This window comes from Streptomyces sp. NPDC002309, from assembly GCF_053593375.1.
The window spans coordinates 1-16748 of record NZ_JBSFCI010000073.1 but is presented as its reverse complement, the minus strand read 5'-3'; the positions used below and the strand labels follow the sequence as shown (position 1 = coordinate 16748).

At 71.2% G+C, this 16748-nt stretch carries 12 protein-coding genes and 2 pseudogenes; 4 read left to right on the top strand and 10 right to left on the bottom strand.

The genetic code is table 11. The annotated features are described in order from the left end of the window. Nucleotides 1–60: 60 nt before the first annotated feature. The 8 genes from ACWCPM_RS33575 to aceE all read right to left on the bottom strand — a co-directional run bounded on the left by ACWCPM_RS33575 (nt 61) and on the right by aceE (nt 8884). A complete protein-coding gene (locus ACWCPM_RS33575; protein WP_450980051.1) occupies nt 61–912 on the bottom strand; it encodes an RNA polymerase subunit sigma in 852 nt (283 codons plus the stop codon). Between the two features lie 164 nt (nt 913–1076). Beyond that, complete coding sequence (locus ACWCPM_RS33570; protein WP_450980050.1) at nt 1077–1274, bottom strand: hypothetical protein; 198 nt, start codon at nt 1272–1274, stop codon at nt 1077–1079. Next, entirely contained in the window at nt 1274–1402 is a 129-nt protein-coding gene (locus ACWCPM_RS33565; protein WP_450980049.1) for a hypothetical protein, read from the bottom strand. The genes ACWCPM_RS33570 and ACWCPM_RS33565 overlap by 1 nt, the downstream gene beginning before the upstream one ends. A 95-nt stretch (nt 1403–1497) precedes the next feature. Continuing rightward, complete coding sequence (locus ACWCPM_RS33560; protein WP_450980048.1) at nt 1498–2244, bottom strand: SDR family oxidoreductase; 747 nt, start codon at nt 2242–2244, stop codon at nt 1498–1500. A gap of 127 nt (nt 2245–2371) precedes the next feature. After that, entirely contained in the window at nt 2372–4072 is a 1701-nt protein-coding gene (locus ACWCPM_RS33555; RefSeq protein WP_450980052.1) for an L-aspartate oxidase, read from the bottom strand. A gap of 135 nt (nt 4073–4207) precedes the next feature. Next, complete coding sequence (locus ACWCPM_RS33550) at nt 4208–5440, bottom strand: NAD(P)/FAD-dependent oxidoreductase (protein ID WP_450980047.1); 1233 nt, start codon at nt 5438–5440, stop codon at nt 4208–4210. Between the two features lie 168 nt (nt 5441–5608). Then, the gene (locus tag ACWCPM_RS33545; protein WP_450980046.1) at nt 5609–6025 is read right to left on the bottom strand and encodes an OsmC family protein; all 417 of its coding nucleotides are present in this window, start codon (nt 6023–6025) and stop codon (nt 5609–5611) included. A gap of 171 nt (nt 6026–6196) precedes the next feature. Continuing rightward, nucleotides 6197–8884, bottom strand: coding sequence for a pyruvate dehydrogenase (acetyl-transferring), homodimeric type (gene aceE / locus ACWCPM_RS33540; RefSeq protein WP_450980045.1), 2688 nt, complete (start codon nt 8882–8884; stop codon nt 6197–6199). Nucleotides 8885–9675: 791 nt separating this feature from the next. Between aceE and ACWCPM_RS33535 the strand changes: the two genes are divergently transcribed. From ACWCPM_RS33535 to ACWCPM_RS33520, 4 genes and pseudogenes are all read left to right on the top strand, one after another. Continuing rightward, the gene (locus tag ACWCPM_RS33535; protein WP_450980044.1) at nt 9676–10896 is read left to right on the top strand and encodes a saccharopine dehydrogenase family protein; all 1221 of its coding nucleotides are present in this window, start codon (nt 9676–9678) and stop codon (nt 10894–10896) included. Nucleotides 10897–11093: 197 nt separating this feature from the next. Then, the gene (locus ACWCPM_RS33530) at nt 11094–13043 is read left to right on the top strand and encodes a serine/threonine-protein kinase (RefSeq protein ID WP_450980043.1); all 1950 of its coding nucleotides are present in this window, start codon (nt 11094–11096) and stop codon (nt 13041–13043) included. Between the two features lie 62 nt (nt 13044–13105). Further along, entirely contained in the window at nt 13106–15061 is a 1956-nt protein-coding gene (locus tag ACWCPM_RS33525; protein WP_450980042.1) for an FHA domain-containing protein, read from the top strand. Nucleotides 15062–15216: 155 nt separating this feature from the next. After that, nucleotides 15217–15315: pseudogene (locus ACWCPM_RS33520) on the top strand (RNA-guided endonuclease InsQ/TnpB family protein); the annotation flags it as partial. A 245-nt stretch (nt 15316–15560) separates the two neighbouring features. Here the strand turns inward: ACWCPM_RS33520 and ACWCPM_RS33515 are convergent. Both ACWCPM_RS33515 and ACWCPM_RS33510 read right to left on the bottom strand, forming a co-directional pair. Further along, on the bottom strand, nt 15561–16340 hold the full coding sequence (locus ACWCPM_RS33515) for a class I SAM-dependent methyltransferase (RefSeq protein ID WP_450980041.1): 780 nt from the start codon (nt 16338–16340) through the stop codon (nt 15561–15563). 308 nt (nt 16341–16648) lie between these two features. Then, a pseudogene (locus ACWCPM_RS33510) lies at nt 16649–16748 on the bottom strand (carboxymuconolactone decarboxylase family protein); the annotation flags it as partial.

Here is a 16748-nt window from a genome sequence, read left to right as displayed (position 1 = left end):
CTGGCATGGATGATCTATAATTCAGCCCCCGCCCCCCCGCGGCGGGCACTTCTTCCTGTCTCAGCCGGTCCTGCTGTCGTCCGGCCCGTTCCAGGTGCGAAGCTTGTCCGGGTTGAGCATCACGCAGATCCGCTGGATCCGGCGTTCGGCGACTTCCAGGCTGATGACGGCGGCGACACGGCGATCGGAGTACACCACGAGACCGGTCCGTCCGTTGACCTCACGGTTGTGCAGGCTGGTGCGCGGACTGCGGGGCAGCAGCGTCAGCAGGGTGCGGGCGACCTGCTGACCGCCGCGCACCGGCGTGACCAGGGCTCTCACCTTGCCACCCCCGTCGAAGACCGCTGCGGAATCGGGCGCCAGCAGCGACCGCAGGAGCGCCTCGTCCTCGGCGAGGCACGCCTGCCGCAGGGCGCGAGCCAGCTCGTCGTGCCGCTGCGCTGCCGCGGGCCGGGGTGGCCGGGCGCGAGGGTTGTCGAGTGTCAGGTGGGTCGCGCGCGCCGCGTCCGCCACGGGCATCGCCTCGGAGGCCGCGGTCGGTGCCGCCCCGAAGACCTCGCTCAGCAGGAACGCGGCCCGCTCGGACGGGGAGAAGGAGTAGAGGGCGTTGCGCAGCACGGCCCCGACCTCCTTCCCCAGCACATCCTCCGGCTCGGTCGGCCAGCCCTTCTCGGGAAGGGCTCCGGCCAGCCGGGACATGCCGATGCTGTGGGCGACGCCGGCGAGCCATGGACCGGGGTCCTCGATGCGCGCCCGCGCCTCGGTGGACAGCCCGTACCATCGCCGGTAGGTCTCGTCGATCGCGCTTTCGGCCGCCGCGGAGTCGCCCAGCAACCGGTAGGCGACTTCCAGCAGATGCCTTCGCTCGTCGAGCAGTTCCACGATCGGCACCGCGTCATGGGCACGTTCCATACGGCATCCACCTCTCTCGCACGGCGCCGCCCACCGCAGCCAAGAGCCCCTGGAGCCCCGGTCAGCAGCGTGCTCGTACCACATCTCGTGCTTTGACTACTGAGACCGGATGGACACGGCCGTTGTGACACCGTTCCGCACCCGATCGGGGGAGCGCACCGAGGTCATACCTCAGCGGCACCGGGATCCACCTCGGAGCCGGCCAGCCGGCGCAGCGCGTCGGACACGGACAGTATCTGCTCGTTGATCTCGGCGATCGACCGGTGAAGTTCGTTCACCCGCGCTTCGAGCTCGGCGGCCTTCCCGGTCAGGGCTTCGAGCGTGGCGGTGAAGGCGACGCGGTTCTCGCAGGACGACGACATCAGTCCCTGCCCTCCTGACCGACCCGCACCGCCCGGAGGGCACGTGCCGGCCGCTCGTCCGGAGCGCCGGCGGGCGCCTCGTCGGGGCCGGTGGTGAGGACGGTGTTCTGCCGGGGCTTCCTGGGCATGGCCGGCCGCCTTCCTGCTACGTGTGCCGGCCCGGACGTACGGGCCGAGGGAAACGGTGGCCCCTGCCGTGCAGGGGCCACCCTCGAGTACGCGACTACCGCTGCTGCGCGAGCCAGTCGGCGAGCCGGGTCTCGGCGAGCTGCGCGTCGGGGCCGGGCAGGAGGCTGGCGTCCTCCAGCAGGGACCCGAAGTACGGCGCCTTGGCGTCCGTCACCACGGTGCGGGGGTCGCTGTGCGAGGCGAGGCCCTGCTCGATGAACTCCTTGAAGGAGAAGGCCTCGGGACCCGCGATCTCCTTCGTGCCGTTCAGCGGCGTGCCGACGGCCGTGCGGGCCACGGCGGTGGCGACGTCGTCGGAGTAGATGGGCTGGATCCTCGCGTCGGGCACACGCACCGTGTCGCCCTCGGTCATCGAGTCCGCGATACCCGTCACGAACTCGAGGAACTGCGTGGCGCGCACGATGGAGTATCCGATGCCCGACGCCTTGATGAGGCCCTCCTGCGCCAGCTTGGCGAGGAAGTAGCCGCTGTCCTCGAGCCGTTCGGTGCCCACGATGGACAGGGCCACATGGTGGGTCACCCCGGCCTCGGCCTCCGCCGAGAGCAGGTTGGTGGTGGACGTACGGAAGAACTCCATGACGGCGGAGGGCTCGAACGAGGGCGAGTTGGACACGTCCACGACGACCGAAGCACCCTTGAGTACGTCGGCGAGACCTTCACCCGTCAGCGTGTTCACACCGGTGTTGGGCGAGGCGGCCACCGCCTCGTGACCGTGGTCGTTGAGCTTGCCGACCACCTTCGAGCCGATGAGGCCGGTCCCACCGATCACTACAACCTTCATGCGATTACCTCGAAAATGCTTGATGCTCCGTACACTTGAGCCGCGCGCCCGGCGCGCCTCAAGTGCTTTGCCACAAGGGAAGACAACACGCGGGCCCTGTTTGTGACAGGGCCCGCGCACTTGATCGTCACTCGACGAGCTTGCCCTCGGTCGAGACCTCGGCCATGAGTGCGGAGATCTCCTCCGGAACGTCGGGAATCGCCTCGCGGCTGACTCCCGTGCTCGGCGACCACACGAGATTGACCCGCAGCTCGGGATCCATGTCCGGGTAGTCGCTGCGGTTGTGGCAGCCACGTGACTCGCGGCGTTCGAGCGCCGCTTCGAGCGTGGCCCGCGCGGCCAGGGCCGCCGCCTTCAGGTCGAAGGCGTGCGCGAGGTCCTGGAAGCCGGCGATGTCGGGATGGACGCCGATGTCGTCCATCCGCTTCTCGATCGCGCTCAGTTCGGCCAGCCCGGTGCGCAGCCCCTCCTCGTCGCGTACGACGCCGGCGTGCTCGGTCATGGTGTTGCGCAGCGCGCGCTGCAGGGCGCGGACGTTCTCGTGCCCGTCCGCCGCGAGCAGGTCGTCGACCTCCGCACGGGCCGCGGCCACCGCGGCCGCCGACCGGGGCTGGGCCGTCAGCGACTCCGAGTACGCGGCTGCCGCCTGTCCCGTGACGCGTCCGAAGACCAGCAGCTCGATCAGGCTGTTGCCGCCGAGGCGGTTGGCGCCGTGCAGGCCGCTCGACGCCTCACCGATGGCGTACAGGCCACGGACGTCGGTGCTGTGGTCCTCGGGCCTGACCCAGACGCCGCCCATCGAGTAGTGCGCCGTGGGCGCGACCTCGATCGGGTCGCGGGTGATGTCCAGCATCTGCAGGTCGAGCAGCGTCTGGTAGACCCGGGGGAGACGGTTCATGATCGTCTGCCGGGGGAGGTGGGAGACGTCGAGCCACACGCCGCCCTTGGGCGTGCCGCGGCCCTCCTTGATCTCCGTGTAGGACGCCAGGGCCACACGGTCTCGGGTGGAGAGTTCCATGCGCTCGGGGTCGTAGCGGTCCATGTAGCGCTCGCCGAGCGCGTTGCGCAGGATGCCGCCCTCGCCGCGCGCGGCCTCGCTCACCAGCGTGCCGGCCGCGTTCTCCGGCTCGATGATCCCGGAGGGGTGGAACTGCACCAGCTCCGGGTCGCGCAGCCGGGCGCCGGCCTCGACGGCCAGCCGGAACGAGTCACCGGTGTTCTCGTCGCGGCGGGAGGAGGTGCGCCGCCAGATGCGGGTGTGGCCGCCGGCCGCGAGGATCACCGCGTCGGCGTGGATCAGGTAGCGCTTCCCGTTCGTCAGGTCGAACCCGTACGCCCCGAAGACGGCCCCGTCGTGGACCAGCAGCCGGGTGATGTACACGCTGTCGAGCACGGGCACCTTGAGCTGAGCGGCCCGCGTGACGAGGGTGCGCTGGATCTCCAGGCCGGTGTAGTCGCCGGCGAACGCCGTGCGGCGGAACTTGTGCGCGCCGAAGAAGCGCTGCGAGATACGGCCGTCCTCCTCCCTGGCGAAGGCCATGCCGTAGCGTTCCAGGTCGTCGATGCCTCGTGCCGCTCCCTGGGTCACCATCTCGACGGTGCGCGGGTCGGCCAGGAGATAACTCTCCTTGATGGTGTCGGCGGCGTGCTGCTGCCAGGTGTCCCCGGGATCCATCGTGGCCAGGGCCGCGTTGATGCCGCCCGCGGCGAGGGCCGTGTGGGCGTCCTCCTTGGGGCGCTTGCCGACGGAGAGGACGTCGATGCCGGCCTCGGCCAGCTCGATCGCTGCCCGCAGGCCGGCTCCGCCGGTGCCGATGACCAGCACCATGGTGGAAAGACGTTGTTCGATGAGAGGCACGGTTGCTCCGATCGGCTTGTTGGTCACCCAGTACGACCGGACGGTCGAAGTGTGTGTGACATGCGAGCCGACCTCCGGGCCGGAGAACCGGAGAACGGGGCCCCGTCAGGCGACCAGGGCGTCCAGCGGGACACCGGGGTCGGAGAGGCGGGCGTCGTCGACCTCGGCCTTGGAGAGGACCAGGTCGCGGATCGAGTCGATGACGTCCCACACATTGACGTTCATACCCGCCAGCACCCGGTTCCCCGACATCCAGAAGGCGACGAATTCCCGTGCCGCGGTGTCACCCCGGAAGACGACCCGGTCGTAGCCGCCCGGCTCCACGAAGCCCGTGTACTCCATGCCGAGGTCGTACTGGTCCGTGTAGAAGTACGGCAGCCTGTCGTAGACGGCCTCCTTGCCGAGCATGCTCAGGGCGACCGTGGCGGGCTGGTTCAGGGCGTTGGCCCAGTGCTCCACGCGCACATGGCGCTCCAGCACGGGGTGGTAGGCGTTGGCCACGTCTCCCGCGGCGAAGATGTCGGCGGCCGAGGTCCGCAGCCCCGCGTCCGTGACGATGCCGTCGCGGACCTCCAGGCCCGCCTCCTGCGCGAGGCGGACATGGGGAGTGGCGCCGATGCCCACGACCACCGCGTCGGCGTCGAGGTGGGTGCCGTCGGCGAGCTGGACGCCGGTCACCCGGCCGTCGGAGCCGGTGAGGCGCTCGACCTCGGCGCGCGGGCGCAGTTCCACCCCGTGATCGCGGTGCAGAGCGGCGAAGACCTCGGCGGCCTCCCGCCCGAGCACCTTCAGCAGCGGCAGTTCCCCGTGGACGAGCACCGTCACCTCGGCGCCGGCCGTGCGGGCGGCCGCGGCGGTCTCGAGCCCGATCCATCCGCCGCCGACCACGACGATCCTCGCCCCCTTGGTGAAGGCGGCCTTGAGGCGCTCGCTGTCCCCGACGCGCCGCAGGTAGAGGACGTTGTCGAGATCCGCGCCGGGCACCGGGAGACGACGCGGTGCCGAGCCGGTCGCCAGGAGCAGCCTGGCGTATCCCACACGGCGCCCGCCGTCCAGCTCGACCTCCTTGGCGCCCGGATCCACCGCACGCGCGGTCGTGCCCGACAGCAGTTCGACGTCGTGCTCCCGGTACCAGTCCTCGGAGTGCACGAAGATCGACTCCCGCTCCTCCTTGCCCAGCAGATAGCCCTTGGACAGCGGCGGCCGGACGTACGGGCGCTCCGGCTCGTCGCCGACGACGAGGAGCGGGCCGTCGTGGCCCTCCTTCCGCAGCGCCTCCGCCGCCTTGCCGGCGGCCAGACCACCGCCGACGATCACGAAAGTGTTCGCAGGGGACATGTTGTTCCTCGTCTCAGATCCGCGTGGCCCGCGCCGCACTGCCGCGGGCCGTACTTGTGAAAATCATCCTCAAGACCTCCGGGGCGCGCTCCCCGAGAACGGCCGCCCGCTAGAGCCGCGTCAGCCAAGGTTCGCCCCGTCGCGACGCAAACCTTGACTGACGCGGCACTAGGACGTCGCCGCCCGGGACTCGCCGGGCGGTACGACGACCGTCGGTACGGTGACCACCGAGACGCCCCCGGCCAGCAGCCGGTGCACCGGGCAGCGGGCGGCCACCGTCAGCAGCTGCTCCGTCTGCCGGGCGTCCAGGCCGCCGGTGAGCCTGACGCTCTTGACGATCTGCGTGCGTGAGTCGAACCGCACGTCGACATCGACCCGGTCGAGCAGCCATCCCTGCCGGTCGGCGTAGGCGCGTACCGACATGGAGGTGCACGATCCCAGCGCGGCCAGGAGCAGCTCCCCCGGGGCGGGTCCCGTGTCCGCGCCGAGCGGCTCGGGCTTGTCGGCCGTCAGGATGTGCGGCCCGACCGCGATGGATCGGGCGAGGCGCCGGCCTTCACTGACCGACACGGGGCGTCCGGACATCAGTCCGCCTCTCGGAGGGGGAGTGCACCGCTCGGGGCGGTGATCACCGCAGGGCACGGCGAGCCCGCCCGGGGCGGCTCGCCAGGTACCAGTACGACAGCCGGGGCGCCGCCCGTGTGACAGACCGCCGCCGGCCGGGCGGCCGTCTGTCGCACGGGCGGACAGGTGGGGTCAGTCCTGCCAGCCGTAGCGTTCGCGGGCCCGGTCGACCGTCTCCGGGTGGACGGCTCCCGTCCCCGCGAGCCGGTCCAGGGCCGCCACCACGATCGACTCGGCGTCCACGTGGAAGTAGCGGCGTACCGCTTCCCGGGTGTCCGAGAGGCCGAAGCCGTCCGTCCCGAGGGACGAGTAGTCCTGCTCCACCCACTGGCTGATCTGGTCCGGCACCTGCCGCATCCAGTCGCTGACAGCGATGACCGGACCTGGCGCCCCCGCGAGCGCACGGGTCACGTACGGTTCGCGCGGCTCACCGCGCAGTCGCGCCCGGTCGGCGTTCAGCGCGTCGCGGCGCAGCTCCGTCCAGGACGTCACCGACCACACGTCGGCTTGGACCCCCCAGTGGGACGCGAGGAGCTCCTGGGCCTCCAGCGCCCAGTGGATCGCCGTTCCGGAGGCCAGCAGCTGGAGGCGCGGCCCCGCATCCGGGGACTCGGCCCGCCGGTAGCGGTAGATGCCGCGCAGGATCGCCTCCTCGACCGAGGGCTCGGCGGGAAGGGGCGGCTGCGGCTTCGGCTCGTTGTAGACCGTCAGGTAGTAGAAGACGTCCTCGGGCCGCTCGCCGTACATCCGCCGCAGCCCCTCCTTGACGATCACCGCGATCTCGTAGGCGAACGCCGGGTCGTAACTCACCGCGGCCGGATTGGTCGAGGACAACAGGTGGGAGTGTCCGTCGGCGTGCTGCAGGCCCTCCCCGGTCATGGTCGTACGGCCGGCCGTCGCGCCGATGACGAACCCTCGCCCCAACTGGTCGGCGAGCGCCCAGAACTGGTCGCCGGTGCGCTGGAACCCGAACATCGCGTAGAAGATGTAGAACGGGATCATGGGTTCCCCGTGCGTGGCGTACGAGGTCGCCGCGGCGGTGAACTCGGCCATCGAACCGGCCTCGGTGATGCCCTCGTCGATGAGCTGGCCGTTCCTGGCCTCCCGGTAGTGGAGGAGCTGGTCCGCGTCGACCGGGTCGTACGTCTGGCCGTCGGGCGCGTAGATCCCGGCCGTGGGGAACAGCGACTCCATACCGAAGGTACGGGCCTCGTCAGGGATGATCGGTACCCAGCGCCGACCGCTCTCCGGGTCGCGCATGAGGTCCTTGACGAGGCGGACGAGAGCCATCGTCGTGGCCACCTCCTGCTTGCCGAACCCCTTGTGGAGCGCCTCGAAGGGCCGGGACGACGGCTGCGGCAGCGGTTTGGCGACGACCCTGCGCACCGGGGCCGGGCCACCCAGGGCGGCGCGGCGCTCCCGCAGGTACGTAGCCTCCGGCGACTCGGCCCCGGGGTGCCAGAACGGCACCTCGTCCCCGCTCAGCGCGCTGTCCGGAACCGGAAGCTCCAGGGCGTCGCGCAGGTCGCGGAACTGGCTCATCGTCAGCTTCTTCATCTGGTGATTGGCGTTCCGCGAGGCGAAGTCCGGCCCCAGCGTGTGCCCCTTGACCGTCTGCACGAGGACGACGGTCGGCGCGCCCCGGTGCTCGACCGCGGCGCGGTAAGCGGCGTACACCTTGAGCGGCTCGTGGCCGGCGCGCGAGCGGCCGAACATCTCGGTGAGCCGGCTGTCACTCAGCCCCGCAGCGAGAGAGGCGAGCGCGTCACCGGCGAAGAAGTGCTCGCGTATGTAGGCGGCGTCCCGCGCGGCGTAGGTCTGCATCTGGGCGTCGGGCACCGCCCCGAGACGGCGGACGAGGGCGCCGTCGGTGTCCCGTTGCAGCACGCTGTCCCAGGACTCGCCCCACAGGGACTTGACCACGTTCCAGCCGGCCCCGCGGAAGCGCGCCTCCAGCTCCCGCACGATCTGGGAGTTGGACCGTACCGGACCGTCGAGCCGCTGCAGGTTGCAGTTGACGACGAAGGTGAGGTTGTCGAGGCCCTCGCGGGCGGCCAGCGTCAGCGCGGCCGTCGCCTCGGGCTCGTCCGTCTCTCCGTCGCCGAGGAAGGCCCAGACCCGTGAGCGCGACGTGTCCTTGATCCCCCGGTCGTGCAGATAGCGGTTGAACCGGGCCTGGTAGACGGCCGCCAGGGGGCCGAGGCCCATGGAGACCGTCGGGAACTCCCACAGCCAGGGCAGACGACGGGGATGCGGGTAGGAGGGCAGGCCGTTGCCGCCGGTCTCCCGCCGGAAACCGGCCAGCCGGTCCTCGCTCAGCCGCCCTTCCAGGAAGACCCGGGCGTAGATGCCGGGCGAGGCGTGCCCCTGCACATACAGCTGGTCGCCGGAACCGTCCTCGTCCTTGCCCCGGAAGAAGTGGTTGAACCCGATCTCGTAGAGCCACGCCGCCGAGGCGTAGGTGGCGATGTGGCCGCCGAGACCGAGGCGGGAACCGCGGGACACCATCGCCGCCGCGTTCCAGCGGTTCCACGCCGTGATCCTGGACTCCATGGCGAGGTCACCGGGGAACGCCGGCTGCGCCGAGGCAGGGATCGTGTTGATCGAGTCCGTGGAGAGCAGCCCGGGCAGCGCGACGCCGGACCCGGCCGCGTGCTCGTGGACGCGTCGCAACAGGTAGGCGGCCCGCTCCGGCCCGGCGTTCCTGATCACCGCGTCGAGCGAGGCCCGCCATTCCGCGGTCTCCTCGGCATCACGGTCGGGTAGCTGGTCGAGCTCGCTCGTCGCAGCGGCCTGTGGGGTGCTGACCGGGTCACTCATGGCAGCCTTCCTGTCACGGCGTGGGGGTGTGGAGTACGGCGACGGACCCGGACGCGGTGCCGGTGCGGGTCGACCGGGCGTGTGGCGTGGGCTCACGACCTTCCCGGCGGCGACGTCCGGCTGATTTCAAAGGGTGTGCCATCGTTGTGACACTGTCAGCGGAACCGGCGGGCGGGACACGAGCCGTACGCCCTACTGACCGGGCCCCTGAGCGGAATGTGACACCGTCTTCCGCCGCCCTCGGCACGGAGGCCGGGCCGGGCAGTGCCGGAACCCCCCTGACGGCCGAACGCCGGGCTGGTTGTTCTGAGCGACGACGAGCAGTAACGCGGCCGGTGCCGCGGAGAGCACGGCGGTCGCCATCACGGTTCATCCCGCCACGATGGAACCCGAATCCCCATGTGGGCACGGGCCGTCATGTGGTGTGGTGTTGAGCGTAAGCGCGAAGACGAAGTCCGACCAGGCGAACAGGAAGTGAACCGACCGGCCGTGATCCGTGAGTTCCGACCCATCGGCAGCGCGATCCGGACGAACGCGGTGAACCGGTTCGCCCCGTCCACCATCGCGGCTGCCACCACCTCGGTGGGGATCGAGACCATGAATGCACGGTGCCGCTCCCGGTGGGGCGCCGCCGCTGTTCCTCGCGGACGACGGGCTTCGGCGCCTCGGGTCCTCTCCACGTGCGGGCGTGTCTTGTGCCAACGTGATGGACCTGATGCGTGGGGGCGCCGTTGACCCCGGCCAGGGTCCCTCCCGACCGACACACGCTCGACTGAGAGGCGGAACTGATCATGCGCGTACTTCTCGTGGGAGCCGGTGGCGTGGGCACGGCGATCACCCGGATCGTGGCCCGTCGGCCGTTCCTCGACACGATGGTCGTGGCCGACCACGACCGTGCACGAGCCGAGGCGGCCGTCGCGTCCCTGGGGGATCGGGGCGACCGCTTCCGGGCGGAGCGGGTGGACGCCCGGGACGAACAGGAGGTCACGGCACTGCTGCGGCGCCACGGGTGCGACGTCCTGCTCAACGCCACCGACCCGCGCTTCGTGATGCCCCTCTTCCGGGCGGCGCACGCGGCGGGCGTCACCTATCTGGACATGGCGATGTCGCTGTCCCGGCCGCATCCCGAGCACCCCTACGAGCGGTGCGGCGTGAAGCTCGGCGACGCGCAGTTCGCCGAGGCCGGCCAGTGGGAGGAGAGCGGCCTGTTGGCCCTGGTCGGCATGGGCGTCGAGCCCGGCCTGTCCGACGTCTTCGCCCGCCACGCGGCCGATGAACTCTTCGACCGGATCGAGGAGATCGGCATCCGCGACGGGGCCGACCTCACCGTCGACGGCCTCGCCTTCGCCCCGTCGTTCAGCATCTGGACGACGATCGAGGAATGCCTCAACCCGCCCGTCGTCTACGAGGCGGAGCGCGGATGGTTCACCACCGAGCCCTTCAGCGAACCCGAGGTGTTCGACTTTCCCGAGGGCATCGGTCCCGTCGAGTGCGTCAACGTCGAGCACGAGGAGGTCCTCCTCGTGCCCCGGTGGATCGACGCGGGGCGCGTCACCTTCAAATACGGCCTCGGTACCGAATTCATCGACACCCTGAGGACGCTGCGTCTGATCGGCCTCGACCGCACGGAACCGGTCACCGTGCCCGGCCCGCGGGGCCCGGTCGCCGTCTCACCCCGGGACGTCGTCGCCGCCTGCCTGCCCGACCCGGCCACCCTGGGCGACCGTATGCGGGGCAGGACCTGCGCCGGCACCCTCGTACGCGGTCTGAAGGACGGCGAGCCGCGCGAGGTGTACCTGTACCACGTCGTCGACAACGAGTGGTCGATGGCGGAGTACGGCTGCCAGGCCGTGGTCTGGCAGACCGGGATCAACCCGGTCGTCGCCCTGGAACTCCTCGCGTCCGGCGCGTGGACAGGCAAGGGCGTCCTGGGACCGGAGGCCTTCCCGGCCCGCCCCTTCCTGGACCTCCTCATGGAGTACGGATCCCCCTGGGGCATGCGGGAGCAGTGAGGGGGGCCATCATGATGTCCTCGGGTCACTCGACCCACCTCGAGGCGGCACTCGACACCGGCGTCGAGCACCTCCGGACCACGCACCAGGAGCCTCTGCGGACCTGTGGGTCGCCCTTGGCTCGATGGTTTCAGTGATCGTCTCGTGATTCATCATACTGTTCCTGGCAGTTCGCAGAGACAGGGAGTTGACCCCTCATGCACAACCAGGACGCGGCGTCGCCGGACGCGGGTGAGCGGCTCGTCGCCGGGCGGTACAGACTGCTCTCGGTGCTCGGCGAGGGCGGCATGGGCATCGTGTGGCGCGCCCGCGACGAGGTGTTGCACCGCGAGGTCGCGGTCAAGGAGGTGCGTGCCTCCGTCGAACTCCCCGCGGAGCGCACCGCGCGGATGTACACCCGCCTGGAGCGGGAGGCGTGGGCGGCGGCCCGGGTCAACGCCCGTGGCGTGGTGACCGTCTACGACGTGGCCTCCTTCGACGGCCGGCCGTGGATCGTGATGGAACTCGTCCGAGGCCGGTCGCTGGCCGACGTGATCGGCGCCGAGGGCGCCCTGCCGCCGAAGGAGGCCGCTCGCATCGGCGTCGAGGTGCTGGCCGCGCTGCGCGCCGCGCACGGCGTGGGGGTACTGCATCGCGACGTGAAGCCCGCCAACGTCCTGCTCGGCGACGAGGGGCGGGTCGTGCTGACCGACTTCGGGATAGCCACCGTGGAGGGGGACACGGCGCTGACGATGACCGGCGAGGTCGTCGGCTCGCCCGAATACCTGGCGCCTGAGCGGGCGTTGGGCCGGACGCCGGGAACCGCCTCCGACCTGTGGTCGCTGGGCGCGCTCCTCTACGCGGTGGTACAGGGCCGGTCGCCGTTCCGCCGGACGACGGCACTGGCGACGCTGCGCGCCGTCGTGGACGACGAACTGCCGCCTCCGCACCGTGCGGGCCCGCTCGCGACGGTCATCGAGGGCCTGATGCGCAAGGACCCCGAGGAGCGGATGACGGCCGAGGAGGCCGGGCGGGAACTGCGCCTCGCCGCCGGAGAGCCGGCGGTTCCCTCGGAGCCCGTCACCGACTCCGGGTCCGGCTCCGGCGCAACCGCCGCAACGACGACCGCGCCTGCCGCGACCTCGGCCACGGCCGTCGTCACGCCCGGAGTGACGGCGGAGGTCACGGCGGAGGTCACGGCGGCGGACGAGCCACGGACCGCGGCGCTTGCCGCCGGCGAGGCGGGACGGAACGGACAGGACGGACAGACCGTGCCGACCGCCGTCGAGAACAGGACAGCCGCGCTCCCCGCGACCGGGACGACGACCGTCACCCCGACAGCCGCCACCCCGACGACCGGAAACTCTACGACCGGGATCTCCACGACCGGAAGTCCCACGGCCGGAAATCCCACGACCGGAAACTCCACGACCGGGATCTCCACGCCGGGGCAGATCACCCCGGGCGAGCCCACCGTGGTGTCGCCCGCCCCCGCCGGGACGGCGACCGCGCCGGTCGCGGGGGGCGCGGGGGTCCCGGCCGCCCCCGCCGCGACCGCACCGTCGCCGATGCCGTCCTTCGGCCACGCTCCCGCCGGGACGGGGTTCGGTCCCGTGATCCCGCCGCAGGGCCCCGGGTTCGGGTACGAGACCGCTCCGGTGTCCGTCCCCCCACGGCGCAACCGCCGTACCGCCTACCTGATCGGTGCCGGCGTGACCGTGCTGGCTCTGCTCGGCGGAGGACTGACCTATGCGCTCGCGGGTGACGGCGAGGGTGACGGGGACGGCGGGGAGGGGAAGGGGGACGGCGGCAGCGCCTCGCAGCCCGTGTCGGTCACGGTGGCGGGCAACGCCACCACCTACGACGGCAGTTGCCCTCCAGGTGAGGGCCAGGTGCCCTGGTTCACCGCGACGTTTACGACGACCCGGCCGCCCGTCCAGATCTCGTACCGATGGGTCTCGGAGAACGGCTCGGTCGTCGACCGGGAGTGGCGGACGCTGGAGTTCCGGGAGGGCCAACCGACCACCCGGCAGCAGACGATACGGCTGTCCACATACGCGCAGGAGGGGGCGCTGCGGAGCGCGATGGCGGTGGAGATCCGCTCGCCCTTCACCGCGAAGTCCAACTCCGTGCCGTTCTCGATCACGTGCCGTCCGGACGGCCACTGAACCCGGCCCCGCGACATGCCGTACATACCTCGACCAACCCGGCTTTATCCTAAGGAGTTTCCGTGTTGTCGGTCATCGTGGGACGCAGCGGTCCCTTCGCCGGTCAGAGCGTGGTCCTCGGCGACGCTCCGCTGACGTTCGGACGCAAGAGTGACAATGACGTCATCATCGTCAGTGTCAGCGCCTCCCGGTTGCACGCCGAGATCGTCTCGGAGAACGGCGCGTACGTGCTGCACGACCGTGACAGCAGGAACGGCACGTACGTCAACGACAAGCGCGTCACCCGGCAGGAACTGACGCCCGGCGACACCATACGCATCGGCGACGAGACGTTCCTGTTCGAGACGCAGGAGGCCGTGGAGACGGTCATGGACCTCTCCCAGCTCGCCCTGCCGCGCGCCGGGGCGGTCGTGGACCCCGGGGTGCTGCGGGTCACGGTGACCGGCGGCGGCCCGGTCGGCCTGGCCTTCGCCCTGCTGCTGGAGGACGCGTTGCGGGGGCGGGTCGCCGTCACCGTCTACGACGGTCGGTGGATGCGCAGCGGTACCGACGTGATCTGGAAGGACGAGACGCACGGCAACGTCCGCCGCCAGCAGGTCGTCACCGTCCAGAGCAGGCAGTACCTCGCGCTGACGGAGGAGATGGGGTCGGCGCTGTTCGGTGAAGGCCAGTTCTCCGAGATGTGGCCGCTGGGGCCCGACTCCGTCAACGGACGACCGCCGCGCAACATCCGTATCGCGCACGTCGAGGACCAGTTGCTGGAGCTGGCCAACGGCAAGTCCGCGATCCGGCTGGTGCCCAAGCGGTTCGACCCGGAGGAGCACGAGCACCTCATCGCCCACGACCATGTGCTGGTGATCTGCGAGGGCGGCCGTTCACGCACCCGCGAGCACTTCGCGGACCGCTTCGGCGCCGCCGACGCCTCCATCTACTCCCTCGACGGGGAACACCTTCAGGACGTGGTGCTGGGACTGAGGGTCAAGTCCCGGTTGCCGGACCCGATGAGCGTCCTGCTGACGGTGGCGCAGAACCGGTTCCTGCTCAACTCGCTCCGCGGCGAGGGCTTCCTGAACATGCGGCTGACCCGCGAGGAGGCGCGCAACGTCATCGGCATCGACCCGGTGCGGCAGGTCTTCGAGGAGTGCATCGCGGCCCGGCCGTGCGTGATGACCCGGCAGGAGGACAACGAGTTCGTCTGCCCGACCCACGGCACGCTGTTCCTGCCCGCGCTGCTGCGCGGCTCGCCGCTGTGGAAGCGGATCCAGGAGGGCCTGCGGCTCTACGGCGTCCCCGAGGACGACCTCAGCGCGGTCACGTCGTTCCGTCTGGACATGGTGCAGCGCCCGCGGTTCACCGCCCAGCTCACCCGCCCCGCCGCCGACCGTCCCGGGACGTACGGCTTCCTGCTGGGCGACGCGGCCAACGCCATCCACTTCTGGCCCGGCCGCGGTCTCAACAGCGGTCTCGCCTCGGCCGTCTCCCTGGCCCGCTCCCTCAGCCGGGTCTGGCAGGGCCGTCCGCTGCGTGACGCGGACTTCATCCGCCACGAGGCGGCGATGTCGATGCTGCAGTACCGCCACAAGAGCCGCGCCTGGAACGCGATGGTCACGACGGACGAGAAGGGCGTGACCCGGGCGATCAAGGACATCATCGACAGCAGCATGACCGGTACGTCGAGCCCGGCGGCCGGTGCCGCCGGATCCGCTGCCGGGGGCACCGCGTCCGAGGAATCCTCCGGGCAGGACCTGGAGGTCCTGCTGGACCGCATGCGGACGATCCGTGACCGCCTCGCGGCGCGCCTGCCGGGCCTGCCCGACGACGAGGAACTGCGCGCCCACCTCTCCCCGCTGGCCCCGGCGACCCTGCGGACGCTCCAGGAGAGCGGGGCGTGGGACACGCTGATCGTCGGCGGTGAGGAGGCGGACATCGACATCTTCTACCAGCAGGAAGCCCCGGTCTTCGTCCCCACCAGCGCTCCGGCGGCCGACCGGCTCGTCGACCCCCGCACACCGGCCTGACCGCGGGCGACCCGCCCCGCGACCCGGTCCCGCGTGCTGCGGCGCGTGGCCCGGTCACGGGGCGGGCGACTGTCGCGACCGTGTCGTCGCGGCGCGGTGGCGGAGGAGCACGCCCGGGACGCGTGCCGCCGTCCGGTCGCGAGCCGTACCGAAGACTGACGGTGGCAGCCTGTGGAGCTGGTGTAAGACCTCAACGGAACACTCCGGGCGGGCAGCCGGCGACGAAGCAGGAAACCCCACGGCGCGAGCCGTAGGAATCCCCCTCCCTTCAGGAGGGGGAGGAAGTCAAGATGAGTCCTTCCAGAAAAAAACTACAAAACATGCTGAACCCGCCGCAGCGGCAGTTCCTCCGCCTCCGCGGCCGGCAACCGAACTGCTTCCAGCCTTGCGCCCAGAGGGAGAGGTGTCCTTGAAGCCAGCGGTGGTTCTCACCTACCGCTAGCAGGAACCGCATGTGCGAAGCCCCACATCGAAGCTGGTCGGAGAGGTCGTGCACACCTCACAGGCGGCGGACGCGCAGCACGCCGGTCAGCAGGGGGAGGGTGAACTCGCCCTGGGCGGTCTCCGGTCTGCTCGCGAGGAAGGCCCGGATCCGGCCCAGCGCGGCCTCTCGTTCGCGATCCGGCATGACCAGCATTCCTGCCCGGGTCGCGAGCGTCGCGACGAGGGAGTCGGCCGTGCGGCGCTGCCCGTGTGGGAACAAGGCTTGCTCCGGTGAGCCGAACCGGGCCGTCCCGGCGGTCCTCGGAAGGTGCGCCCCGGCCGTCTCGGAGCGCCACGCGGCGGGCGTGTCACGGGGGCCGACGGCCGCGCTCCCGCTGATCCGCGCGAGCTCGCCCACCCACTCGACCCCGTCCTCCATGACGTTCCACAGGCCGGCCAGGACGCCGCCGGGGGAGAGGACCCGGGCGATCTCGGGCCCCGCGACGGCCATGTCGAACCAGTGCATCGCATTGCCGGCCAGCACGGCGTCGACGGACGCGTCGGGCAGCGGAATCGCCTCCGCGCTGCCCGGGAGGGCCCGGACGGCCGGCAGCGAGCGGCGCAGTTCCGACAGCATCGCCGGGTCGGGCTCGACCGCGACGACCTCGGTCCTCGACGCGGCCAGTGCGGCGGTCAGTTTGCCGGTGCCGGCACCGAGGTCCAGCACGCGCGGGCCGGGCGCGGCCTCTAGAGCCCAACGCACCGCCTCGTCGGCGTAGTCGGGACGGTGCTCGGCGTACGCGCCCGCCGCCGAGCCGAACGACGAGGCGTGCAGCAGTCGTTGATCCTGGCCCACGAGGTCAAGCTAGTCGGCGCGGGCGCCGACCGGCCACCCCGCCGCACGACTTCGCCCTCCCCCGCGAGTGACCGGCCGAGGCGCCCCGGTCCGGGGGACCAACCTTGTCGTCGTATCCGTCGAGGCGACACCGTCCGTGCCGCCCTCATGCCGAAGTGGGTCACCCCGAGCTGCTCGGGGTGACCCACCTGCCTGCCCTGCCTCAGAGCCCCCTGCGGGAGCGTGAGTTCGCGGGGCGCAGCCTGCTGGAGCGGCGACGGGCGCGGGGACGCGGCAACGCGGCCCTCATAGCCCGCCGGAGTTCCTTGTCAGTCGAACATGCCGGGCTGGTAGCTGCCGGCGGGCTGCTGGTTGATGACGTTGATGCGGTTGTAGGCGTTGATGACGGCGATGAGGGAGATGAGGGCG

What these genes read in the sequence shown, in the direction of transcription:
- ACWCPM_RS33560 (WP_450980048.1), bottom strand. Translation starts at nt 2,244, where the DNA reads ATGAAGGTTGTAGTGATCGGTGGGACCGGCCTCATCGGCTCGAAGGTG.
- ACWCPM_RS33550 (WP_450980047.1), bottom strand. Translation starts at nt 5,440, where the DNA reads ATGTCCCCTGCGAACACTTTCGTGATCGTCGGCGGTGGTCTGGCCGCC.
- ACWCPM_RS33530 (WP_450980043.1), top strand. Translation starts at nt 11,094, where the DNA reads ATGCACAACCAGGACGCGGCGTCGCCGGACGCGGGTGAGCGGCTCGTC.
- ACWCPM_RS33570 (WP_450980050.1), bottom strand. Translation starts at nt 1,274, where the DNA reads ATGTCGTCGTCCTGCGAGAACCGCGTCGCCTTCACCGCCACGCTCGAA.
- ACWCPM_RS33565 (WP_450980049.1), bottom strand. Translation starts at nt 1,402, where the DNA reads ATGCCCAGGAAGCCCCGGCAGAACACCGTCCTCACCACCGGCCCCGAC.
- ACWCPM_RS33575 (WP_450980051.1), bottom strand. Translation starts at nt 912, where the DNA reads ATGGAACGTGCCCATGACGCGGTGCCGATCGTGGAACTGCTCGACGAG.
- aceE (WP_450980045.1), bottom strand. Translation starts at nt 8,884, where the DNA reads ATGAGTGACCCGGTCAGCACCCCACAGGCCGCTGCGACGAGCGAGCTC.
- ACWCPM_RS33555 (WP_450980052.1), bottom strand. Translation starts at nt 4,072, where the DNA reads ATGGTGCTGGTCATCGGCACCGGCGGAGCCGGCCTGCGGGCAGCGATC.
- ACWCPM_RS33545 (WP_450980046.1), bottom strand. Translation starts at nt 6,025, where the DNA reads ATGTCCGGACGCCCCGTGTCGGTCAGTGAAGGCCGGCGCCTCGCCCGA.
- ACWCPM_RS33535 (WP_450980044.1), top strand. Translation starts at nt 9,676, where the DNA reads ATGCGCGTACTTCTCGTGGGAGCCGGTGGCGTGGGCACGGCGATCACC.